The 23,798-nt window shown below is 49.7% G+C and carries 19 protein-coding genes and 1 pseudogene; 15 read left to right on the forward strand and 5 right to left on the reverse strand.

The annotated features are described in order from the left end of the window. Window positions 1-164 precede the first annotated feature (164 nt). From BMX58_RS07600 to BMX58_RS07640, 9 genes are all read left to right on the forward strand, one after another. Window positions 165-1,526, forward strand: a complete 1,362-nt coding sequence (locus BMX58_RS07600) for an IS4 family transposase (protein ID WP_068625001.1) — start codon at window positions 165-167, stop codon at window positions 1,524-1,526. 220 nt (window positions 1,527-1,746) lie between these two features. Next, complete coding sequence (locus BMX58_RS07605; protein WP_068623486.1) at window positions 1,747-2,241, forward strand: Lrp/AsnC family transcriptional regulator; 495 nt, start codon at window positions 1,747-1,749, stop codon at window positions 2,239-2,241. Continuing rightward, window positions 2,238-3,419, forward strand: coding sequence for an aminotransferase class I/II-fold pyridoxal phosphate-dependent enzyme (locus BMX58_RS07610; protein ID WP_068623484.1), 1,182 nt, complete (start codon window positions 2,238-2,240; stop codon window positions 3,417-3,419). Before BMX58_RS07605 ends, BMX58_RS07610 begins: the two co-directional genes overlap by 4 nt. A 390-nt stretch (window positions 3,420-3,809) precedes the next feature. Then, on the forward strand, window positions 3,810-4,124 hold the full coding sequence (locus BMX58_RS07615) for a rhodanese-like domain-containing protein (RefSeq protein ID WP_068623482.1): 315 nt from the start codon (window positions 3,810-3,812) through the stop codon (window positions 4,122-4,124). Then, a complete protein-coding gene (locus BMX58_RS07620; protein ID WP_068623499.1) occupies window positions 4,124-5,776 on the forward strand; it encodes an FAD-dependent oxidoreductase in 1,653 nt (550 codons plus the stop codon). The genes BMX58_RS07615 and BMX58_RS07620 overlap by 1 nt, the downstream gene beginning before the upstream one ends. A 1-nt stretch (window position 5,777) precedes the next feature. After that, window positions 5,778-6,074: a rhodanese-like domain-containing protein gene (locus BMX58_RS07625; RefSeq protein ID WP_068623480.1), complete on the forward strand. Its 297-nt coding sequence runs from the start codon at window positions 5,778-5,780 to the stop codon at window positions 6,072-6,074. Next, window positions 6,071-6,334, forward strand: a complete 264-nt coding sequence (locus tag BMX58_RS07630; RefSeq protein ID WP_084253961.1) for a metal-sensitive transcriptional regulator — start codon at window positions 6,071-6,073, stop codon at window positions 6,332-6,334. The genes BMX58_RS07625 and BMX58_RS07630 overlap by 4 nt, the downstream gene beginning before the upstream one ends. Window positions 6,335-6,786: 452 nt before the next feature. Then, window positions 6,787-7,701 (forward strand): ABC transporter ATP-binding protein, encoded by a 915-nt coding sequence (locus BMX58_RS07635; protein ID WP_068623479.1) that lies wholly within the window; start codon window positions 6,787-6,789, stop codon window positions 7,699-7,701. Next, the gene (locus tag BMX58_RS07640) at window positions 7,698-8,552 is read left to right on the forward strand and encodes an ABC transporter permease (protein WP_068623472.1); all 855 of its coding nucleotides are present in this window, start codon (window positions 7,698-7,700) and stop codon (window positions 8,550-8,552) included. Before BMX58_RS07635 ends, BMX58_RS07640 begins: the two co-directional genes overlap by 4 nt. A 47-nt stretch (window positions 8,553-8,599) precedes the next feature. Here BMX58_RS07640 and BMX58_RS07645 read toward each other — a convergent pair whose 3' ends face one another. Then, window positions 8,600-9,601, reverse strand: coding sequence for a nucleoid-associated protein (locus BMX58_RS07645; RefSeq protein WP_068623470.1), 1,002 nt, complete (start codon window positions 9,599-9,601; stop codon window positions 8,600-8,602). A 143-nt stretch (window positions 9,602-9,744) separates the two neighbouring features. On the opposite strand from BMX58_RS07645, the gene BMX58_RS07650 reads away from it, so the two are divergent. Both BMX58_RS07650 and pyk read left to right on the forward strand, forming a co-directional pair. Continuing rightward, on the forward strand, window positions 9,745-10,674 hold the full coding sequence (locus BMX58_RS07650) for an EamA family transporter (protein ID WP_162268631.1): 930 nt from the start codon (window positions 9,745-9,747) through the stop codon (window positions 10,672-10,674). Between the two features lie 143 nt (window positions 10,675-10,817). Next, window positions 10,818-12,239: pseudogene (gene pyk / locus BMX58_RS07655) on the forward strand (pyruvate kinase); the annotation flags it as partial. Window positions 12,240-12,556: 317 nt separating this feature from the next. Here pyk and argH read toward each other — a convergent pair. Both argH and BMX58_RS07665 read right to left on the reverse strand, forming a co-directional pair. Beyond that, complete coding sequence (gene argH, locus BMX58_RS07660) at window positions 12,557-13,948, reverse strand: argininosuccinate lyase (protein ID WP_068623466.1); 1,392 nt, start codon at window positions 13,946-13,948, stop codon at window positions 12,557-12,559. A gap of 101 nt (window positions 13,949-14,049) precedes the next feature. Continuing rightward, window positions 14,050-15,288 carry a Zn-dependent hydrolase gene (locus BMX58_RS07665; protein WP_068623465.1) on the reverse strand — a complete coding sequence of 413 codons (1,239 nt, stop codon included), beginning with the start codon at window positions 15,286-15,288 and terminating at the stop codon, window positions 14,050-14,052. A gap of 473 nt (window positions 15,289-15,761) precedes the next feature. On the opposite strand from BMX58_RS07665, the gene BMX58_RS07670 reads away from it, so the two are divergent. After that, window positions 15,762-16,511: a gamma-glutamyl-gamma-aminobutyrate hydrolase family protein gene (locus BMX58_RS07670; protein ID WP_068623463.1), complete on the forward strand. Its 750-nt coding sequence runs from the start codon at window positions 15,762-15,764 to the stop codon at window positions 16,509-16,511. A 146-nt stretch (window positions 16,512-16,657) separates the two neighbouring features. Then, complete coding sequence (locus BMX58_RS07675) at window positions 16,658-17,203, forward strand: CDP-alcohol phosphatidyltransferase family protein (protein ID WP_068623461.1); 546 nt, start codon at window positions 16,658-16,660, stop codon at window positions 17,201-17,203. 39 nt (window positions 17,204-17,242) lie between these two features. On the opposite strand, the gene BMX58_RS07680 is transcribed toward BMX58_RS07675, so the two are convergent. Further along, entirely contained in the window at window positions 17,243-18,412 is a 1,170-nt protein-coding gene (locus tag BMX58_RS07680; RefSeq protein ID WP_068623459.1) for a pyridoxal phosphate-dependent aminotransferase, read from the reverse strand. 206 nt (window positions 18,413-18,618) lie between these two features. Here BMX58_RS07680 and tnpB point away from each other — a divergent pair, with 206 nt between their 5' ends. Beyond that, complete coding sequence (gene tnpB, locus BMX58_RS07685) at window positions 18,619-19,704, forward strand: IS200/IS605 family element RNA-guided endonuclease TnpB (RefSeq protein WP_204243792.1); 1,086 nt, start codon at window positions 18,619-18,621, stop codon at window positions 19,702-19,704. A gap of 560 nt (window positions 19,705-20,264) precedes the next feature. Next, window positions 20,265-21,962, forward strand: coding sequence for a dihydroxy-acid dehydratase (gene ilvD / locus BMX58_RS07690; protein ID WP_068623455.1), 1,698 nt, complete (start codon window positions 20,265-20,267; stop codon window positions 21,960-21,962). Between the two features lie 181 nt (window positions 21,963-22,143). Here ilvD and BMX58_RS07695 read toward each other — a convergent pair whose 3' ends face one another. Further along, window positions 22,144-23,565 carry an MFS transporter gene (locus BMX58_RS07695; RefSeq protein ID WP_162268630.1) on the reverse strand — a complete coding sequence of 474 codons (1,422 nt, stop codon included), beginning with the start codon at window positions 23,563-23,565 and terminating at the stop codon, window positions 22,144-22,146. Between the last annotated feature and the right edge of the window lie 233 nt (window positions 23,566-23,798).

A 23,798-nucleotide genomic window follows, 5' to 3' on the forward strand; every position in this document is an offset into this window, starting at 1 on the left:
ACTCAACTTTCGCAGTAGAAAAAGTTGAGTGAAACTTTACGTGTGTTGCTTTAATCTGTTGTTGATTAGGTACCTTGACAATTGAATGCATAAGAAAAACACCTCGTTATTTGGTATAGTTTAATTACCACAAAAAAACTACCAATAGCGAGGTGCTTATCACTATGATAACCAATAATGGCCTAAACAATCAACTACCAAATTCATTACAAACTGTATTCGAAGAACTTCAAATCCTAAAACACTTGAGAAATGCTGGAATCAAGAAAGGCAACGGCTTTTCCTGCGGGTATTTGTTCCAGCTGGTTTTCTGCTTCATCTTTGAAGGCAAAAATTGGTTCAGAATGCTTGAAAGCAAGAAATCCGTTGGATTGCCCTGCAAGGACGCTGTCTATCGTTTTTTGAACAGTCCAACCTATAACTGGCGCCGTTTTCTACTTTCCTTAAGTGCGGCCACAATCTCTAAAGTCAGTGTATTGACCACTCATCATCGACCAAAGGTCTTGATTATTGATGATTCTGCCTACGAGAGAAATCGCAGCAAAAAAGTAGAATTGCTTGCGCGCTGTTTTGATCATTCTTCACAGAAAATGCGCTTTTACAAAGGCTTCCGGATGCTTACGCTTGGTTGGTCCGATGGGGCTACCTTCATGCCCATTGATTTTTCCCTGTTAAGCTCAACCAAAGCCAACATTAACGGGATTGATGAAAGGATTGACAAACGCACCTGCGGGTATAAAAGACGGAAAGAAGCGCTTGAAACTGCGCCATCCGCTATCCCTGGTATGATTCAACGCGCCCTGAATTCCGGCGTTGAGGCTTCCTACGTCCTGATGGACACCTGGTTCACACAACAGCCCTTGATTAAATCCATTACGGAACAAGGCATTGATGTAATTGGAATGGTCAAAGCTACCAACCAGCGCTATTCGGTGGACAATAAATGGGTTGATCTGAAGAACCTTTATAAACTCGCTACACCTACAAACCATCACAAGGACATTTTACGGTCCGTCCATACTACAATGGCCAACGGGATTCCCGTAAAGGTTGTCTTCATACGAAACCGAAACAACCACAGCCGCTGGCTGGCTATCTTAAGCACGGATTGTTCCTTGACGGAACAGGAAATTGTCCGTATTTACGGTATGCGTTGGGACATTGAGGTGTTCTTCAAGGCGACAAAATCGCTTTTGAAACTGCAGAAAGAAGTGCAAGGTAGATCGTATGATTCTCTCGTCAGCCACACAACAATTGTGTTCGCACGGTACATTGTGTTGTCTTGGCAGAACCGATGCAACACGGATGAGCGGACATTGGGTGGCATGTTTTATGAACTTTGTGATGAATTGAAAGAACTTGATTGGGCTGTAGCATTACAGCAGTTAGTCGAAATTCTTGAAGAAGCTTTGGAAAAAACATCGAAAAAATTTAAAAATTTCATCAAAAGTCAACTACAGCAATGGTTTGCAAGTTTGCCCAATTATATCAAGGCATACTTGCCTATTTTGAGCTGCGAAAGTTGAGTCGATAAGAAAGAACTTCACAAGTTCGCAACTCGCGAGCTTGTGGGGTTTTTTTGCGATTTTGTCAATGCTGATGCGCCATCCTGACAGCCGCCGTTCCCGAAAACTTATTTGCAAGTGCCTGGTAGTGGTGATAAAATGAAAGAAAATTCATTTATCAAAAAATGAATATCAGAGCCTGAAAATGGCCCGAATGCGTAAAGCCAGAGGAGGCAAAACGATGTATAACGAATTGAAGGAAAAGATTCTGAAGATTATTGAAAAGAACAACAAACTGACGGATGAAGAAGTTGCGGTCATGCTGGGCGTTGCCACAGAAGAAGTGGCGACTGCCCTGAAGGAGCTGGAAGCGGACAAAATCATCTGCGGCTACCATACCTTGATCAACTGGGACAAGACCGGCGATGATGAAGTTTCTGCCATCATCGAGCTGCGCGTAAATCCGCAAAGAGGGTCCGGCTTCGACCGTATCGCAGAAAAAGTCTACCAATTCCCGGAAGTGGAGACCGTTTTCCTGATGTCCGGCGGGTTCGATTTCATGGTTCAGCTGAAGAAAGCTCCGATGAAGGAAATCGCTTTGTTTGTTGCGAAACGCCTTTCAGTCATCGATGAAGTACAATCAACCACTACTCATTTCGTATTGAAACGTTATAAAGACCATGGCACGTTGTTCGTGGATGAGGATGAGGACAAACGGATGGTGCTGACTCCATGAGAAATCCGATAAATGCTAAGGTGCGCGAAATCAAACCTTCCGGCATCCGGAGATTTTTTGATATTGCGAACGAGATACCCGGAGTCATTTCATTGGGGGTAGGCGAACCCGACTTTGATACTCCATGGATTGTGCGTGATGAAGGCATGTATACCCTCCAAAAAGGGCGCACCTTCTATACGGCGAATGCCGGTTTGGCCGAACTGCGCGAGGAAATCTGCCGCTACCTGGAACGCCGCTATGATTTGCACTATTCCCCCGAAAATGAAACCGTCGTTACGGTAGGCGGAAGCGAAGCCATCGATCTGGCATTGCGTGCCATGCTGGATCCGGGCGACGAGGTCGTCTATGCGGAGCCTTGCTACGTTTCTTATCTTCCGTGCATCGTGTTGGCTGACGGAGTACCTGTTGCCATCCCCTTGCAGGAGAAGAATCAATTCCGTTTGACGAAAGAAGAACTGGAAGCGGCGATCACTCCGAAAACAAAAGTGGTCATCCTTTCCTATCCAAACAACCCGACCGGAGCTGTTATGTCCAAAGAGGATCTGGAAGCGATCGCTGAAGTCATCATCGCCAACGACCTGTTCGTCATCACCGATGAAATCTATAGTGAACTTTCCTACAATGGGCAGCATGTCAGCATTGCCTCCTTGCCGGGGATGAAGGAACGGACTGTGTACATCAACGGCTTCTCGAAAGGCTACGCGATGACCGGTTGGCGCTTGGGCTACGCAAACGCTCCGGCAATCATTATGGAGCAGATGATCAAAATCCATCAATTCGCCATCATGGCCGCACCGACGACAAGTCAGTACGCCGGCATCGTCGCGTTGCGGAACTGCGACGATAATGTTGCGGAAATGCGTGAAAGCTACAATCAACGCCGCCGCTATTTGATGAAAATCCTGAAAGATTTGGAATTGCCGTGTTTTGTGCCGTATGGCGCCTTCTATATCTTCCCGAACATCACCGAATTCGGCTTGACTTCGGAAGAGTTCGCCACCCGTTTGGTCCAGGAGGAGAAAGTGGCCGTCGTGCCGGGATCAGCCTTCGGCGAAAGCGGTGAGGGCTTCATCCGCGTTTCCTACGCTTATTCAATCGAAGAGCTGAAAGAAGCCTTCGGACACATAAAAAGCTTTATCGAACGCCTACGTGCAGAGAAGAAAAGCAATCAATAAGGAGAAAGACTGCAGGGTTGCGTTCCTACGCAACCCTTGCGGTCTTTTTTTGCTCACTGGCTGTGGAAAGGAGCGTTTTGCCGGTGAGTGGTGTTTAACCGGGAAAGCGCGGTCGGATCGGGGCGAAATCTCCGGCGAGGACTGTTTCACCGGGAAATCGGATACCAAGGGGGGCATCAGCTCCGGGGGAAGCCGGTTCACCGGAGATCCTCAGGCAGAGCCTCACAGGATTTTTGCGCGTTTCTTTTGTTCGCTGGAAGCAGAATGGCTCTGTACCAGGTTATTTGAACTTTTTTACAATTTTCAAATAAAAATGGTTTACAAAATATACCCTATGGGGTATTATAGGTCCATAAGCGATTTATACTACTTACGAAGAAGGAGCCAAGTATGCTATTTAATTTATTCAACAGTATGCCTTCCGTTTCCACAAAGGAATTGGAAGCCAAATTAACCGAAAAACCACAAATAATCGATGTCCGTGAACCGAACGAGTTCATCGCGGGACATATACCAGGAGCAAAAAATGTTCCGTTGAGAAAAGCGGAATCGTATGCCCCTAAGGGTAAAGTTTATGTGATCTGCCAATCAGGTGCACGCAGCAAGCGTGCAGCGACTATCTTAAAATCCAAAGGCTACGATGTAGTCAATGTCAAAGGCGGCATGTCCGCATGGTCAGGACCGACAAGAGGAGGAAAACTATGATGAAAATTGTTATTATCGGTGGAGTGGCAGGCGGCATGTCCGCTGCAACACGTTTGAGAAGATTGAACGAAGACGCTGAAATCATCGTCTTGGAAAAAGGACCTTTCGTTTCCTTTGCGAACTGCGGCTTGCCTTATTATGTTTCAGGCGATATCCAGGAACGCAGCGCTCTCCTTGTCCAGACACCTGAGCAACTGCGTGCTCGCTTTGACTTGGATGTCCGTCCTTTCAGCGAAGCGATCGCGATCGATCCGGATAAAAAAGAAGTGACTGTCCGTTCGAAAGAGGGCGAATACCAACTGGCTTACGATAAAGTCATTTTATCTCCAGGTGCGAAACCGTTCGTACCGCCGGCTGAAGGTTTGTCCGAAGCCAAAAACATTTTCACAATGCGCAACGTACCGGATGTGGATGCTGTCACAGGCTTCATCCTTGAGAACAAACCGAAAAAAGCGGTCGTCATCGGAGCCGGATTCATCGGTCTTGAAATGGCTGAGAGCTTAGCGCATCGCGGTTTGGCTGTAACGATCGTCGAAAAGGCGCCGCATGTCTTGCCTCCATTCGACGAAGAGATGGCTGCCTACCTGGCGGATGAATTGAAAGCGAATGGTGTGACGCTGTACACAGGAGTTGCCGCCACAGCTTTCCAAAATGAAGGCAAAACAATCGTACTTGAAAACGGCGTGGAACTTGAAAGCGACTTGACCATCATGTCAGTCGGCGTCCAACCTGAGAACAGCCTGGCGATTTCTGCGGGCATCGAAACAGGCATGCGCGGCGGTATCCTGGTCGATGAGAACTACGAGACAAGTAAAAAAGATATCTATGCAGTCGGAGACGCCATCATCGTGAAGCAACAAATCACCGGCGAGGACACAATGATCGCTTTGGCTTCACCAGCGAACCGTCAAGGACGCCAGGTAGCCGATGTCATCAGCGGTTTGAACAGAAAAAACAAAGGCAGCATCGGAACCGCAATCGTGCGTGTATTCGGTTTGGCCGGCGCTTCCACAGGCCTGAACGAACGCCAACTGCAGCTGTCAGGCAAGGAATACGCAGTCGTGCATATTCAAGGGAAGAGCCACGCCGGCTATTATCCGAACGCATCGGCAATCGTCCTGAAACTGGTTTTCCATCCGAAAACCGGGGAAATTTACGGAGCGCAGGCTATCGGGGCGGACGGCGTAGACAAACGCATCGACATCATCGCTACAGCAATTAAAGGGAATTTGACGGTCCATGATCTGCCGGAATTGGAATTCACCTACGCTCCACCGTTCGGATCAGCCAAAGATCCAGTCAACATGGCCGGATACGCAGCCATGAACATCATCGAAGGCGTTTCTGAATCCATCCAATGGTATGAATTGGAAAAGATGCAGGAAGCAGGCTATCAACTGTTGGATGTCCGCGGTGCAGGCGAAATCGCCAGACTGGGTGCCTTGAAAGGCGCCATCAATATCCCTGTCGACGACTTGCGCGCACGCATCGGGGAATTGTCGAAAGAAACACCGATCATCGTCAGCTGCCAAAGCGGCTTGCGCAGCTATATCGCGGAACGCGTATTGAAACAAAACGGATTTACAGTCAAAAATTTAGATGGTGCATTCAGCTTGTATGCAACCGTCAGACCAGAAAAGGTGGTAAAATAAAATGTATCAATCAATTACAATGCCGGAATTCGAACAATTATGGAAAAAAACTCCTGTCAAACTAGTGGACGTACGTGAAGCGGACGAATATGCACATGCACACGTCGAAGGTGCCATCTCCATGCCTTTGAGCAGCCTGGAGGACACTGCGGATCAACTGGATAAGGATGAAAATTACTATGTTATGTGCCTGAGCGGGGCGCGCTCGATGGCAGCTTGCCAATATCTTTCTTCAAAGGGCTACAAAGTAACGAACGTAATGGGAGGCATTTCGGCCTGGAGGGGTGAAGTTGTGTGAACCAATACAACAAAAATATAATCAACCGCATTAAGCGTGCGGAAGGACAAATGCGCGGCATCCTTGCCATGATGGAAGACGGAAAAAACTGCTCTGACGTCGTGACGCAATTGTCGGCAGTCCGATCCAGCATCGACCGCGCCATGGGCATCATCGTTGCGGAAAATCTGGTCGCCTGCGTTAATGACCAGGAAAAGGACAACATTTCGAAAGAAGAAAGCGTCCAACAAGCGATCAATCTATTAGTTAAAAGTCGATAGAGTTTTGGATGCACTGTAGTCGCAAGCGGTGTCTGCGAATCAGACCGCGTTTGATGGGCGTGACAAATGCAAGCAGAGGCTGTCTCTAGATGAGATGGCCTCTGCTTTTTGTTGCCTATCGTCAATATGTGAGGAACTGCCGTAGGACGGAGGAGAACAGCCGGAGCGATTGCCAGCTCCGGCGAGGATCCGCCCGCCGGAGTACGCCGGTAACTTTCAGCCACACCTCCTGCCAAGCTTTCCTCATCGGAGGATGGCAGCAGAATGTTGGCCGAACTCCGGCGAAGCCTCCGCTGGCCGGAGCACAGATACCAAAAATAACCAAAAATAAACGCCGATATCCGGCACACAATTATTTTGTCTCCCTTCCCGATTCTGATACACTGGATATGAAGAAGTTACTATATATTCTGGATGGGCAGCGCTTCGCTATCAGAGAGGATGGTTTTCAGTTGGAAAAAATCATAGAGGTCAAAGGCTTATCGAAGCGTTTCGGGGATGTGCAGGCGGTCAAGAACATCGATTTCCATGTGAACGCCGGCCAGCTTTTTGCATTTTTGGGGCCGAACGGAGCAGGAAAATCAACGACGATCGACATCATCTGCACGCTGCTGCAAGCGGACAGCGGGGAAGTCAGGATTAATGGTTATACTTTGGGGAAGGATGACTTTGCGATCCGTTCCGATATAGGTGTCGTTTTCCAGACAAATTTGTTGGACAAACTGCTGACCGTCAAGGAAAATCTTGAGGTGAGAGGGAGCTTCTATGGATTACCCAAAGCTGATTGGGAACCGGCATTCCTCAGAGCGACCGAAGCTGCCGGAGTGACGGAGTTTTTGGACAGGCCGTACGGAAAGTTGTCCGGCGGGCAGAAGCGGCGGGCGGATATCGCGCGGGCCCTGATCAACACGCCTAAGATTCTCTTTTTGGATGAGCCGACGACCGGATTGGATCCCCAAACCCGCAAGAATGTGTGGGATACGATCCGGAAACTACAGGCGGAGCACGGGATGACGATTTTTTTGACGACGCATTACATGGAGGAGGCGGCAAGCGCTGATTATGTCGTCATCATCGACGAAGGCGAAATCATCGCGGAAGGGACCCCGGATGCGCTGCGGGAAAGGTACAGCTCTGACTTGTTGAAGATGCGGACTGAAGCAGTTTCCGAAGTGAGCCGCATTTTGGATGCTCATCTGATGCAGTACGAGCTGCAGCAAGACCTTTTCCGCGTGAAATTAGCCAAAACGATGGATGCACTGCCCATTCTGGAGCAATGCAAAGCCTATCTGACATACTTTGAAGTGGTGGCGGGTTCCATGGATGATGCTTTTATTGCGATTACCGGAAAGCAGGTGCAGGAATGATACCGATCGTTGGCCGCAACATCAAAATTTTTTTCAGGGACAAGGCGAATGTCTTCTTCTCCTTGTTGGCAGTGCTGATCATCATCGGACTCTACGTCTTTTTCTTGGGAAAAAATTTGGCGAACGCACTTGGGGACTCGGTTGGCGCGCAGTATGTCATGGACAGCTGGATCATGTCCGGTGTCATCTCGGTCTCTGGAGTCACGACAACGATGGGGGCATTCGCCGTCATGATCGATGACCGGGCCAATAAGATATTGAAGGACTTTACGGTCTCGCCGATCCGTTCCAGCAGATTGGCGGCAGCCTATATCCTGAGCTCAGTGGTGGTGGGCTTCATCATGAGCCTCGTCACATTCGTGTTGGCTGAAGCATACATCTTCCTAAGCGGAGGCAATCTGTTGGCTCCGCTTGCCATGCTGAAGATGCTCGGCCTGATCCTGCTCACGGTCTTGACGAGCAGCGCGCTGGTCTATTTCCTGACTTCCTTCTTCAATAGCCAAAACGCATTCGCGACAGCCAGCACCATCATCGGCACCATCATCGGCTTCCTTGCCGGTGTCTATGTGCCGATCGGACAGTTCTCGGATAGCGTGCAGACGATCATCAAGCTTTTTCCGATGACCTATTCGGCTTCCTTGATGAGGCAAGTGATGATGGAGGAACCTTTGGATATTTCCTTCGCAGGCGCTCCGGTTGAAGCGCTGGATGCCTTCAAACTGATGATGGGCCATACCATCCGCTTCGGTGAAACCGCCGTGACACCCTTCACCAGCATCCTCATCCTGATCGGCACAGCGCTGTTGCTTTACGGGCTGTCCATCCTGAACATCTCCAGAAAAGCGAAATAAGCAAAGAACCGATGGCGCTCAATGCGAGGCCATCGGTTCTTTCGTGATCAGAACAAGTTCTTGATCTTCTCGATGTTTTTGATGATGACCGATGTGGTGCCGTCGGGATTGTTGATGAATTCCACGACGTCCGGGTCTTTGTAGAGCTCGAGCGGAATGCTGATTTCGATGCCATTATCGAGCCGGAATTTTTGTTTGGAATATTTCGGCCCGGCGACCGCCGCTTCCGCCGGGGCCCGGTCGACATAGCCCAGTTCCTCGACCTGTTCGAAATATTTCTGTTTTTTGGCGAAGTTGTCGCCGAACAAGGCCTCAGCGATTTTTTCGTTATCGATGAGGTTATCTTCCTGCATGCTGGTGACGATGGCTTCCTTCGTTTCGGCCAATACTTGGAATTCCTCGTCATTGAACGCTTTGCTTGTCTTTTGGACTGCCTTCTTGATGATCGAGATGTTCTCCTTCAGGCTCGGTTTCGGCGTGTCTTCGAGGAACATTTCCGTGAAGTAGTTCACCTTTTCGCCCAGCTCCGCGATCATGTGTTTTTTCTCGATGACATGATAGACCATCTGCTCCAGGTTCACCACCAGGCCTTCCTGGATGGCTTGCCTTTGCGAAGGCAGGATGGCACGGTTCAAGATGATCTGGTTGGTCAAAACATCGCTCTCATAGGAAACAAAGTGCGTATAGCTGTCCGAGTAATTCAGCTTGAACAACCCGAGGCAGGGCACTTCGTCCAATTCAAAATGCGCGATCAGCAGATCGGCGGGCGGGATCTCGGGATTCAACTTGGTCAGATTGAAGAACTTTTCCGACAAGGCTTTCGTGCCTTCGATAAAGTCGCTTTGGCAATTCCTGAACAGGGCAGGCATCGGATTGTCCTCTCCCAAAAATCCATCCTTCATGCTGTCGGAATCTTCGACCTTTGCGACCATCGCTTCGATGTATTCGATCATCATGCGTTCCGATGTATCCAAACCGGCATAGGAATAGATCGGCTCATTCGTGTTGATGTCAAAAATGTGTAATATGGCTTCTTTGATGCGTATCAATTCGTTCAACCTCCGTTTTCGTTCACGCTTATCAGTATCCCACAAAATCACCTTTCGGACAAAGCAAAAATATCAGCTTTCTATTTGTCTGACCATCGCATATAATAATGATATTTGAAAACGTAAAGGAATGGAGGGGTCGCATGTCTCAATACAAATCCGGCGTGCTGTTTACCGTTGTGGGGGCTCTGTTATGGGGGATTTCGGGGACCAGCGGACAGTTTCTGCTGCAGCAGCGCGGGTTGACCTCCAGCTGGCTGGTCGCCGTCAGAATGCTGATGGCCGGCCTGATCTTGTTGGTGCTGTGCTACAAAAAAGAAAAGGGAGCCGTCTTTCGGGTCTGGAGAGAGAAGCGGGACCGCAGGGATCTGTTCCTGTTCGCGGCTTTTGGGCTGTCCTTTTGCCAATACACCTATTTTGCGACCATCAGCCATTCGAACGCAGGAACGGCTACAGTCCTGCAATTTTTGGCTCCGGTCCTGATCATGGTTTACCTGTCCGTCAAGAACAGGAAATTGCCGAGGCCAGCCGAGATGGCAGCCATCGTTTTTGCCGTCGCCGGCATTTTTCTGTTGGCCACCCACGGCCGCTTAGACAGCCTGGCCATATCGCAGAAGGCCTTGATGTACGGGCTCTTGTCAGCTGTGTCCGTCGTCATCTACAATCTGCAGCCTGCCCGTCTGATCAAAACTTATGGAACACTGCTCGCTTTGGGATGGGGGATGCTGCTGGGCGGTGTTCTGCTTTCGCTGGTCTACCGGCCTTGGCGGATCATCGGCACCTGGGATGCTGCAGCCTTTGCTGCCTTGCTGGTCATCATCCTGTTGGGGACGGTCATTTCCTTCAGCCTCTACCTGGAAGGGGTGCATCGCATCGGTGCAACTGTCGGAAGCATGCTTTCGTCGGCCGAACCGCTTTCTGCGACGTTCCTTTCCGTTTTTTGGCTCGGGACCAGTCTGCATTGGACGGATCTGCTCGGCATCGCCCTGATCTTGTCCACAGTGTTCTTGCTGACGCTGAAATCAAAGCCAGTGCACGCGAGCGAGGCTATCCATACCGAACCAAATAGCTGAATTCCGGAAAAACGTGGTGCCTCAAAGCATCACGTTTTTTTCCATAGCGTCATAATTTCTATACAGGATCATTTGTTCTATAATATAGACAGGTAAACGTCAGGTTATGAGGATGGTCAATTCAGAAATGAGGGGCTAACATGGTGAAAAAAACGAAGATTGTCTGCACGATCGGACCGGCCAGCGATTCCGTCGATGTGCTGGTAAGGATGATGAACAGCGGCATGAATGTGGCGCGGCTGAATTTTTCGCACGGGGAACATGAAACGCATCTGGCCAGTCTGAATAATGTCAGGGAAGCTGCACGGTTGGCGAACAAAAATATAGGGATCATGATGGATATCCAGGGACAGAAAATCCGGACAAACAAAATGACAAATGACGCCGTTACGTTGGTTTCCGGGGAATCGGTAACCATCAGCATGGAACCCGTACTGGGAACAAAAGAAAAGTTCTCCGTCACCTATCCGGAACTTGTCAATGATGTGACGATCGGCATGCATATTTTGATCGATGACGGGCTTTTGGTTCTGGAGATCACGGACATCAATTATGAAGCCAAAGAAATCATCGCCGTAGTCCAAGTGGACGGCATCCTGAAGAATTCAAAAGGCATCAATGTGCCGGAAGCCAAATTCAGCATGCCCGGACTGACGGAAAAGGATGCTTCGGATATCCGCTTCGGCGTCCAGCAGGGAGTGGACTTCATCGCTGCCAGCTTTGTCCGCAGGGCAAGTGATATACTGGAGATTATCAAAATCCTGGAAGAGATGGATGCGACGGACACGCAGATCATCGCCAAAATCGAAAACCAGGAAGGCGTCCAGAACGCCGAAGAGATCCTCAAAGTGTGCAGCGGCTTGATGGTGGCGCGCGGCGATTTGGGTGTGGAAATCAACGGGGGCGACGTGCCGATCGTCCAGAAAGATCTGATCCGCAAATGCAACCTGCTCGGCAAACAAGTCATCACCGCCACGCAGATGTTGGATTCCATGCAATGGAATCCGCGGCCGACGCGCGCCGAAGCGAGCGATGTCGCGAATGCGATATTTGATGGGACGGATGCCATCATGCTTTCCGGCGAGTCCGCTGTCGGCCAGTATCCCGTGGAAACCGTAGCGATGATGGCGCGGATCGCGGAACGGACGGAGGAAGCCCTAGAGGCAAATGGCGGCAACCTGTCCACCATGTCTTTATTCGATAAGGCATCCGTTACCGAAGCTATCAGCCAAGCTGCAGCGCGCACCGTCATGAATCTGGGCATCAAGACCATCGTAGCCGCAACCAGCTCCGGGCATACGGCCCGCATGATCTCCAAATACCGGCCGAAAGCGAATATTTTGGCGGCAACCTACAGCGAAAGGGTCCAGCGAGGACTGGCGCTTGTCTGGGGTGTTCAGGCTTTCGTGATCGAAGAGCCTGAAAATGTCGATGATATGCTGAGCAAGGTAACCGCATTGGCTACCGAGAAGGGCTTTGCGCAACCTGGAGAAGCCATCGTCATCACTGCAGGGACGCCGATAAAAGAAAGCGGCACGACCAATCTGATGAAGATCGAACGGATCCCCGATTGATTGCGCTGCACTGATCGGGATGTTTTTCTGAAGGGAAATAAAAAAATGCGGGGCCGCCGGTTTTTGGCGGCCCCGCATTTTCCTATAGTGTAGGAATGTATAAAATTTTCTGTATTCAAAAGTGCATCAACTTAGGTGGTTTACAGTATTGCAAAATATTCTATGCATCCCAGAACGTTGTCCAGCTTCACGGGTTAGCCCTTCGGAAATTAGATAAATCGTGCCTATTGCGCTCTACGATGCTCAGTCGGCACGATTTCCTAAATTTCTTTCAGGGCTGAACGAACCCGTTCCGCTTTTCTTTTTGGTCACGAAATGATTTGGTAGTCTTCCAATTTTGTTTTGACTGCCTCGATGTGCTCCTTCACGCGTTCCGGTGCCGGACCCCCGGCTACATTCCGGCGGATGACGCATTCCTTCAGGTCAACCTTCTTGTAGATGGCTTCATCAAAGGCATCCGAGTGCTTTTTGTACATCTCCAACGGGAAGTTTTCCAGCGTCAGGTTCTGTTCTTCGCATTCCTTCAGGATATTTCCGGTGATTTTGTAAGCATCACGGAAAGGGATGCCTTTTTCGACCAGGAAGTCGGCGCAGTCTGTGGCATTCAGGTAGCCTTTTTGCGAAGCCGTCAGCATGGCTGTTTCAATCACGTCCATATCGTTCAGCATCGCAGGCAGGATCTCCAGACAGAATGTGACCGTGTCGATCGCTTCGAACAGCAATTCTTTTTCTTCCTGCATGTCTTTGTTGTATGCGAGCGGCAAACCTTTCATCAAAGTCAATACGCCCATCAAATCGCCGAAGACGCGGCCGGATTTTCCGCGCAGCAGTTCCGCGATGTCCGGATTTTTCTTCTGCGGCATGATGCTGGAGCCGGAGGAGAACGTATCGCGGATTTTCACAAAGCCGAACTCCTGTGATGACCAGATGATGACTTCTTCAGCCAGACGGGAAATGTGGACCATGATGATCGACATATCCGCCAACATTTCCAGGGAATGATCGCGATCGGATACGCCATCGAGACTGTTATGGGAAAAATCCTTGAATCCGAGCGCTTCAGCTGTGAAAGCGCGGTCCAATGGCAAGGTGGTTGTCGCAAGCGCGGCACTGCCCAACGGCAAATAATGCAGGACCCGTTCTTTGGCGTCATCCAGACGGGATTTGTCCCTCAGGAACATCTCGGTGTAAGCCATCAGGTGATGGGCAAAAGTGATGGGTTGGGCTCGTTGCAGATGGGTATAACCAGGCATGATCGTTTCCAGATGCTGTTCGGCTTTTTCGCTCAATGCGAGGGCAACGTTGGCAGCAAGGCCGGAGAGATGCTCCAAAGCAGAAACAGAATACAGCTTCAGGGCAGTCGCTACCTGATCATTGCGGCTTCTTCCCGTGTGGACCTTCTTGCCGATGGCGCCAAGGCGACGCGTCAGTTCCGCTTCCAGGAAGCTGTGGATATCCTCTTCCGAAAAATCGATGTTGAGATCGCCATCCTGCAGTTCATCATTCATCTTTCCAAGTTCATTGACGAGTGCATCCGCTTCTTCGCGGGGGATGATTTCGGTTTTGCCCAACATTTTTGCGTGAGCGATACTTCCGGCGATATCCGCATAGACCAGGCGGGCATCCGCATCGATGGATGAATTGAATTCAAATGCCTTTTCATTCATGGTACCGTGATAATTGTTTGACCAAATTGCCATAATTTCCTCCTCGGCAGGGGCTTCCTTCGGTGTGATTCACCAAACAGCTTCCCTGACTCATTTTGATGGTGTTTTATTACGATTTTGTGATTGTGCTGTTCTTAGCTTGCTTCCGTCAATTGTACAATTGTTTCGAATGCGAGTTCAATCCCTTTTTGCAATTGCGCATAATCTGTCCATTCTTCCGGTGTATGGCTGATGCCGTCTTTGCTTGGGACGAAAATCAGGCCGGTATCCGTGAAACTGGCGAATATCATGGCATCGTGCCCGGCACCGCTGACCATTTTCCGATAATGCAGACCCATTTTTTCGCAATTCCGGATCAGATGGGATTGGATGCCCACTGCCATCGCGACCGGTTCTGCATAGAGCAACTCCTCAGTGCTGAAAGTGATGCCCGGACTCGTTGCATCCGTCAAAAGCTTCTCGATTTTCTTGAGGATTCGCTGGAGGGTGTCGTCGTTGGCGGAACGGATATCAACTGTGAAATCGACTTGGTTCGGGATGACGTTGGCGCCGTTCGGAAGGACGTTCAGTTTTCCGACGGTGAGAACCGGCTTGTCCGGCTCAGTCAGAACTAAGCCCGGCAACTCCTTCAGAACCGATACGGCCGCCACCAAGGCATCGGCGCGCCTGTCCATAGGGGTGGTTCCCGCATGTCCGGATTTTCCTCGGGCTGTGATGCGGATTTCGGTCATGCCGACGATTGTATCGACGATGCCCACGTCCAGGCAAGTCTCTTCCAATAACGGCCCTTGTTCGATATGCAATTCCAGAAAGGCTTTTACATCGCTTCCGGTGCGTCGGGCCAAACCGATTTTAGCAGCGTTGAACCCCAGCATTGCCATCGCTTCGGCTGCGGATACCCCAGTATGGTCCTTCATTTCATGCAGATCAGCGGTGGTGATTTGGCCGGCCAGCATGCGTGAACCCAAGACGCCGCCACCGAAGCGGGAGCCTTCCTCTTCAATCATTGCGAGCACTTCCAGCGGATATCGGGGTTTCAAGCCCTGTTCCCGAAACAACGCTGCCACTTCAAGGCCGGCAACGACTCCAGCAGGGCCATCGAAGGAGCCGCCGTTCGGGACGCTGTCAAAATGAGAGCCGATGATGACCGCGGGCGCATTCTTCAGCGTACCTTCCAAACGCCCGTAAATGTTTCCGACCGCATCTTCCCTCACGGCAAGCCCGATAGCGCTCATCTCCTGTTTGATGTAACGACGAGCGTCTTCGTCTTCCTTGCTGTAGGAAAGCCTGGTCGTGCCCTGTCCGGGGGTTGCAGTAAAGCGGGCAATCGCTTCAATCTGGGTCTTGATGCGTTGTTCATTGGTCTTGAACATATCTATTCGTACACGTCCTTTCTTGATGGCACCCAATCCTTAGGAAATATATGAAGGTGCATGCGTTCTCATTTTTTTTTAATTTTTATTTTCTATATTGAATCCTAGAGCAAATACTCCCAAAAAGCAAGAAAAATCAAGGATAATCATGACAAAATGAGTATAAAAATGAGAGGATGCAATGAAAAACGCCGAAAATCGCCATTGACAGGGGCATAACAGCACGTTACAATAGCATTAATTTATTTTAAATGTGAATTTGGTGAAAAAATTAAGCGAAAAGCAATGTTTGACCTAAGAAATTAAGAAAGAACTGCTGTTGCCAGTTTCTTGAAATAAGATCCGACGATCCATGCGCATGGGTGTATCATAGATGCAGATGTGCTTTTTTGTACGAAAGCGGACCTGAAAACGAAGTGAACGCTTTTCCGGTGGTACTTCATTAGAAAATAATGTGACGGGAGGAACAATGGATGAAACCGATTATTGGAATTGGCGGCAACCATCTGACTGCTGAACTCGGCAACCAGATGGAAAAAACATACACACCGCAAGGCTTTGTCGATGGTGTACAAGTAGCAGGGGGGATTCCGCTCGTGATTCCCATCAGCGACCCGATGGATGCAGAGCATTACATCAACGCTGTGGACGGATTGATTTTGGCAGGCGGGCAGGATGTGTCACCGATTCTTTACGATGAGGAGCCGACGCACCGATTGGGTGTCACGCATCCGGCAAGGGACGCTTTCGAAATCGCGCTGGCGAGAGAGGCGTACAACCAGTGCAAGCCGATTTTTGCGGTGTGCCGCGGTATGCAGCTGATCAATGTCGCTTTTGGCGGAAGCCTGCATCAGGATATCAGCCAGCTGGAAGAGTATGATGTCCAACATGACCAAAAAACGAACATCCAGTATGCATCCCATTCGATTTCGATCGCACCGAATAATTTCCTGCGTTCCTTTTTAGGGGAGAAGCACCTCGTCAACTCGTTCCATCACCAAGGCGTCAAGGAACTGGCGGAGCCTTTTGAGGCCATCGCTTGGAGCTCAGACGGGCTGATCGAAGCCTTCCAGGCAAAAGAAAGAAGCCAAAACATCTTCGCGGTGCAGTGGCATCCGGAATTTATGCTTGCCTCCTCCCAGAAAATGCAATATTTCTTTGATGAAATCGTCTTCCTGGCGGGAACGGGCATCCATTATCAAGACAACGTGATCCATTATTAAGAATCGTTCAGAAACCTGCGGCCATCCGGTTGTTTGGTTTCTGAACTTTTTTGTTCATGCGCCTCTGCTAAAAAATAGCTAAAGAGCGCGGTATGGATTAAAATGGATGTAAGAAGAACGCCAATGGTAGCTGGGAGGCCAAATTTATGAAACGTGTACCGAACATCCTGACGCTGATACGTCTGTTTTTGATTCCTTTTTATTTGATGGTCTTCTATTCCGATGCGGCGCATCCGGTCCGGTGGGCGATGATCATTTTTCTGGTCGCCAGCCTCACCGACATCATCGATGGCTACATCGCCAGGAAGTATGATGCCATCACGAAATTCGGGCAGGTGGCTGACCCTTTTGCGGATAAAGTGATGCAGATTTCGGTCCTGTACACCTTGATGGACATCGGTTATATCGAAAACTGGTTTTTCCTGATCGTATTGATAAAGGATGGCCTGCAGATATTGCTGGGCGTTGCTTTGCTGAATGTCGAGCCGAAAATCATCGTGCCGGCGAATGTATTCGGAAAAGCTACGACCGTCCTGATTTTTGTCACGATCCTGCTTTCCTTGTTCCGTCTGCCTGGGTTGATCTATCTGCAACTGTTCGTCGGGGGCTTGGCAGTCATCACGTTCTCCCAGTATGCCTACCATGTCCGGCAAGCATGGAAAAAAAACAAGCCCGCCAAAACCAAAAACTGATGATCAAAAAAAACGACGAGGAGACTCGTCGTTTTTTTTCTATAAATTCGGATAAGCCTTTATGATATAGGCTTTGATGCGGTCAATGGCTTCCTGCAGGACTTCTTCCGATTCGGCGAACGGAATCCTCAGGTAGCCTTCGCCCATTTTCCCGAAAGCGGAGCCCGGCGTCAGCGCCACATGGGTTTCCGTCAAAATTTCCATCGCAAAATCATAGGAGGACTTTCCGAATGCTTTGATGTTCGGGAAGGCATAGAAGGCGCCTTCCGTGCTCAGACAGTGGAATCCCGGGATTTGGTTCAAGCCATCGACGATGATGTGGCGGCGACGGTCATATTGTTCGAGGAAATAGCTGACATCATCCTGCGGTCCGGTGATCGCAGCGATGGCGGCTTCCTGGATGAAGGGCGGGACACAGAAGCCGATGCCTTCCCTGAACTCGGCCATGCGATCGATGGCCTCCTTGTTGCCGACGACGTAACCGATCCGCCAACCCGTCATCGCATAGGTTTTGGACAGGCTGTTCACCACGAAATGATTGTCCTTGGCTCCGGGAATCTGGAACAGGCTGAAATGTTTCTTTCCATCGTAAATGAGGCTTTCATAGACTTCATCAGACAAAATCGCGATCTGATGGCGATCGGCCAATGCCACGATGGCTTCCATATCGCTCGGGTCAAGGATCGACCCCATCGGATTATTCGGCGTATTCAGGATGATCAGACGCGTTTTGGCGGTCAGGACCTGTGCGATGTCGGAAGCCTGCATCTTGAATGAATTCTCTTCATAGACGGGCACCGGGACGACTTTGGCTCCCAAAAGCATGATTTGGCCGAGATAATTCGGATAGCTCGGGTCGGCGATGATCACCTCGTCGCCTGGATTGAGGATCGCCATCATCACGTGCAGGATGCCTTCCGTGCCGCCGAAAGTCGCCATGACTTCATTCGGTTCGAAGGGGATGCCGGTCTGGTCCGTATATTTTTTCGCAACGGCTTGCTGAAAAGCGAGCTCGCCGACATTCGGTCCGTAGTGCGTATGATTGGCGGCAATGGCATCCTGCGCGGCTTTTTTGATGGCTTCCGGTGTTTCGAAATTCGGTTCGCCCATCGTCAGCATCAGGGTGTCATCGAATTGGGCAGCCAGTTTCGCCATCTTTCGGATGCTGGATGCCGGATAGTTTTTGGATAGTTCAGACCACTGGTACATGTATGTTTGCTCCTTTTAACGTTTTTTCCGAAAGAAGTCTCCCACTTCTAAGCGTTTTGGTGCGAAGCACCAGTGAAAGTGGGAGATGAATTTCGGTTCACCATCGGTGAAAGTTACTTTTTCTTTTTCATTCTGTTGGCAAGGCTTTCTCTTCTTTTTTTGCCGAACTTATGTTCGGAGGTGTATAATGAAGCTAAAGAGGTGAAATCAAAATGCTAAAAGCTTACAAATTCAGACTCTATCCGACGGAAATCCAAGAGGCATATTTCGCAAACTGTTTCGGGTGCGTCCGTTTTGTCTACAACCAAATGCTGAACGACAAAATCGATCACTACAAGGAAACGAAGCAGATGCTGAAAAATACCCCAGCCCAATACAAGCAGGAGTTCCCCTTTTTGAAAGAGGTAGACAGCCTCGCTTTGGCGAACGCCCAACAGAATCTGGAAAAAGCCTACAAAAACTTCTTCCGCAACAAATCCGTCGGTTTCCCGAAATTCAAAAGCAAACACAAGTCCAACGCCTCCTACACCACCAACAACCAGGGCGGGAACATCCGCATCGAAGACAACAAAATCAAACTGCCGAAAATCGGCTTCGTCAAAATCAGACAGCACCGATATTTTGAGGGCCTCATTAAATCCTGCACGGTTTCCATGGCGAAAACCGGCAAATACTTCGTTTCGATTCTGGTTGAGCAGGAAGTTCCCGAATGGGTGCCGGCGGAACACAAAATCGGCATTGACCTGGGCCTTTCCGATTTCGCTGTCACCACCAACGATGCGGGCGAAACCATGAAATACGGGAACCCGCAGCATCTGCGCAAGACGGAAAAGCAAATCAAGAAATCCCAACGGGCACTGTCGCGCAAGAAAAAAGGCGGCAAGAACCGCGAAAAAGCCCGGTTGGCGTTGGCCAAAAAGTACGAAAAAATCGCCAATCAACGCAGGCATTTCCTGCATCAGCTCTCCAACAAACTGACGGACGAAAACCAAGTCCTCGTTATCGAGACGTTGAGCAGTTCCAACCTGATGAAGAACCACCGGTTGGCCAAAAGCATCGCGGATGCCAGCTGGTCCGAGTTCTGCCGACAGCTGGCCTACAAGGCCGAATGGAAAGGCCGGACGCTCATCAAAGCGGACAGGTTCTATCCTTCCAGCCAAATCTGTTCCGCCTGCGGTCACCGCGACGGCAAGAAAGCCCTGCACATCCGAGAGTGGACCTGTCCGGAATGCGGCGCCATCCACGACCGGGACATCAACGCCAGCAGGAACCTCTTGGCATTGGCCAAGTAAAAGAAAACACACGAGGCAGGTACTGCCTTTTGAGCCTACACCATATCCATTCCCTCTACTTGCAAAGACATCCGCAGGCAAGGAAGGAGTTCGTAGGAAGCTCCCACTTCAAGCGCAAATCCGCAAGGATTAGCTAAGTGGGGGTAGTTCACTCAACGTTTCTTCTGTGCTTACTTTCTATCTTATCAAAGATTTCAGTGCTGGCATAGCCCGAATGAAGGGCGACAAGAACAGCTTTTCCGGAATGCGGCAGATCTTACGACGAAATGTCAGCTTGGAACATGAAGATACCATAAAAGCATTGACTTATTTCTAATTTAGATTTAATATTTAGAGAAAGATAATGAAAGGAGTTGCAGCAGGATGAGAAGGATGAATGCACGCCATACAGCAGCTTGCCATGCTGCAAACACTTTATTAGTCATTATTATGCCCTAGGATTCAAACTATTCAATTAGTTGAGTCCTATTCGTACTGAATCAGGGCTCGACGTAAGCTGAAGCCCTATATCATATGAGGGCTTCTTTTTTATAAATATTTGGGAAAAAGGGGAGACAGCAATGCGTAGTGATAAAATCAAAAAAGGAATAGACAAGGCGCCACATCGTTCCTTGCTCAGAGCAACCGGTCAAATCAAAGAAGAGGCGGATATGGACAAACCGTTCATCGCTGTCTGCAATTCCTATACAGATATCGTTCCTGGCCATGTGCATCTGAGAGAATTGGGTGACATCGCCAAAGAAGCGATCCGTGAAGCCGGCGGAATTCCGTTTGAATTCAACACAATCGGTGTCGATGACGGAATCGCGATGGGCCACATCGGCATGCGCTACTCCTTGCCGTCACGCGAAATCATTGCCGACGCCGCCGAAACGGTCATCAATGCACACTGGTTCGATGGTGTTTTCTACATCCCGAACTGCGACAAGATCACTCCGGGCATGCTGTTGGCGGCTGTCCGCACCAATGTTCCGGCGATTTTCTGTTCCGGCGGCCCGATGAAATCCGGACTTTCCGCCACGGGGCAAGCTCTGACCTTGTCATCCATGTTCGAGGCGGTCGGTGCTTTCAAGGAAGGCAATATGACGCAGGAAGAATTCTTCGACATGGAAGCCAATGCTTGTCCGACTTGCGGTTCTTGTGCGGGGATGTTCACCGCCAACTCAATGAACTGTTTGATGGAAGTATTGGGACTGGCGTTGCCTTATAACGGGACAGCGTTGGCCGTCAGCGAGGAAAGAAGACAATTGATCCGTGAAGCGGCCTTCAAGCTGATGGATCTGGTCAAAAAAGACATCAAACCACGCGATATCATCACTGCCGAAGCGATCGACGATGCCTTCGCCTTGGATATGGCGATGGGCGGGTCGACGAACACGGTGCTGCATACATTGGCTTTGGCGAAAGAAGCCGGAATCGACTATGACATGAACCGCATCAACCAAATTGCGGAAACGACACCGTATTTGTCGAAAATCGCACCATCATCCGCTTACTCCATGCATGATGTGCATGAGGCAGGCGGCGTACCGGCAATCATGAATGAGCTGATCAAACACGGCAGCCTGCATCCGGACCGCATTTCCGTAACAGGCAAAACGTTACGCGAAAATGTGGCAGAACATGAGATCAAAAACGAGGCAGTCATCCATAAATATGAAAATGCTTATTCCCCGGTCGGCGGCTTGTCCATCCTGAACGGGAATATCGCTCCTTTCGGCGGCGTCATTAAAGTCGGCGGCGTGGACGCGGACATCAAATCATTTACCGGAAAAGCCATCTGCTTCAGCAGTCATGATGAAGCGGTGGAAGCGATCGACAACCGCACGGTCAAAAAAGGGCATGTTGTCGTCATCCGATACGAGGGGCCAAAAGGCGGACCGGGAATGCCGGAAATGCTGGCGCCGACGTCTTCTATCGTGGGCCGCGGTTTAGGTCGCGATGTTGCGCTGATCACGGATGGCCGCTTCTCAGGTGCCACCCGCGGTATCGCGATCGGACACATCTCTCCGGAAGCCGCATCTGGCGGGCCTATCGGACTTGTCGAAGACGGCGATGAAATCGTCATCGATTTGGAGCACCGCACGATCAATGTCAGCGTCCCTGATGAAGTGCTGGAAGAAAGAAAGAAAAAACAGACCCGCTTTGTGCCAAAAGTGAAAACGGGCTGGTTGGCCCGTTACACCGCTCTGGTTACATCAGCCAATACCGGCGGCGTCCTGAAGACACCGGAAGAATTCTTTGCGGAACACGAATAATCCAACAAAGGGGCTGGGAAATAACTAACTAAATTAGAAAACACCGTCATATCTTGGAAAATTAATCCTTGATATGACGGTGTTTTTAACTAATCAGATTTAAAAATTATTATAAGAAGTGGCTTTTTTCCCAGTCCCTTGTTGGGTTACTTGTTCAGATCATTCGTTTGGCATGAGCTTCTCAGCCCTTGTCGCGGCCTAAAGCAACTTGCATCTCTGCAACTGTTTTTCTGTCCAAGTTGAAGATGAATTTGAAGCAGATGAAGATGAGAATGTAACCGATCAACGGGAACAGTGCAGCCATATCGCGGATAGCCAGTGAGTTTTCCGGGGTCCACGTCATAGGATCCTTAACGTTCAGTGTCGGGATCAGGATGGCGATGGCTGCAGGAATGAAGGATTGGCCAAAACCTTGTGCGACTTTGCGCAGCATCGAGTAGGTTGCGTAAATGGAACCTTCGTTACGGAAGCCGGTCTTCCACTCCTGATAGTCGATCGCGTCAGAAACCATCCCCCAAGTGTAGATCGTCAAACCGAAGGCGAAGCTGTTGGCGATGATCTGCATTGTGATCCAAAGAATCGGATTTTTGATCTCGACGAAGTAAAGGAGCACGTAGACTGCGATGGAACCGATCAATGGCCAGGTGGACAATTCTTTTTTGCCCAGTTTGCCCACCAAGGCACCTCCGATGGCTGTACCGACAAGAAGCGGGATCACTTGGGTCAGGATGGAGTAAGAACTCAAAGTTCCGTCTCCAAAGTACATCTGGTAAGTCAACTGGTGCAATTGGTTCCCGCCCATGAGGAACAGGATTTGAGCGATGGAGGCGAGAGCAATGCCCAAAATGGCGCGGTTATGGAAGAAGTCTTTTAATGTTGTGAAGTAATTGAATTTTACTTCCTCACCTTCCGCCTCGACTTGTTGGATGCGTTCTTCCGTGTTCAGATAAAGGAGCGCGAAGGCAATGACGGAAACGATGCCCAAAATGATTGCGATCGGGAACATCCTTTCTCCGCGGAAAATGCTGGCTGTTTGGCCATTTTTTGTGACTTGTTCGTACGCGAACAACGGAATCAGGATGCCTAAAGGGACGCCGGCGATGATGTACCCCCAAGAACGTGCGTTGGATAAGGCAGCGCGCTGCGAAGGTTTGGATGTCATGACGGAGCTCAGAGCGCCGTAGGGAACATTAACGACTGTATAGGTGATATCCCATAAGATGTAGCCGCCGATACACAGTGCCATTTTCGCCGGGTAAGACCAATTCTCTGCATCAATGAACATGACGGTAGCCGCCAACGCCAGGAATGGGGCTCCCCGGAGAATCCATTGTTTGAATTTTTCGCCTTTTTTGTTTGCCCCCATGCGGTCGACGATTGCGCCGATGATCGGATCATTGATGCCATCAAGGATTTTTGTGATCAGGATGACGATGGAATAGTGGGCCAGCGATATCCCGATATATTGAGTGTAGAAAATGAACATGTAGCTGGAAATTAGCGTGAAGCTCATATTGCACCCGAAGTCGCCCATGAAATATCCCAGCAGATCACGGAATCCGAATGGACGCTTTGCAGTGCCGGTTACCTGATTTGGAGCCATTTTAAAACATCCTCCCATATAAGATTTTTTTGATCAGAAAAGCTAAAACAATAATGACGGAAATTTATGTATCGCAATATGAAAATACTTTTCTTAATCTGATATGAGTATAGTAAGAAAACGCATTCAAGTCAAAGTGGATCGGCTGAAATAGCCAAAATCAAAGCGATAATGTCAAAATTCCGCCATAATACTGCAGCACGGATGATCGGTTCCGATGTCCTTTAGAACTG

Source organism: Trichococcus ilyis (assembly GCF_900109135.1).
Taxonomy (GTDB): Bacteria; Bacillota; Bacilli; order Lactobacillales; family Aerococcaceae; genus Trichococcus; species Trichococcus ilyis.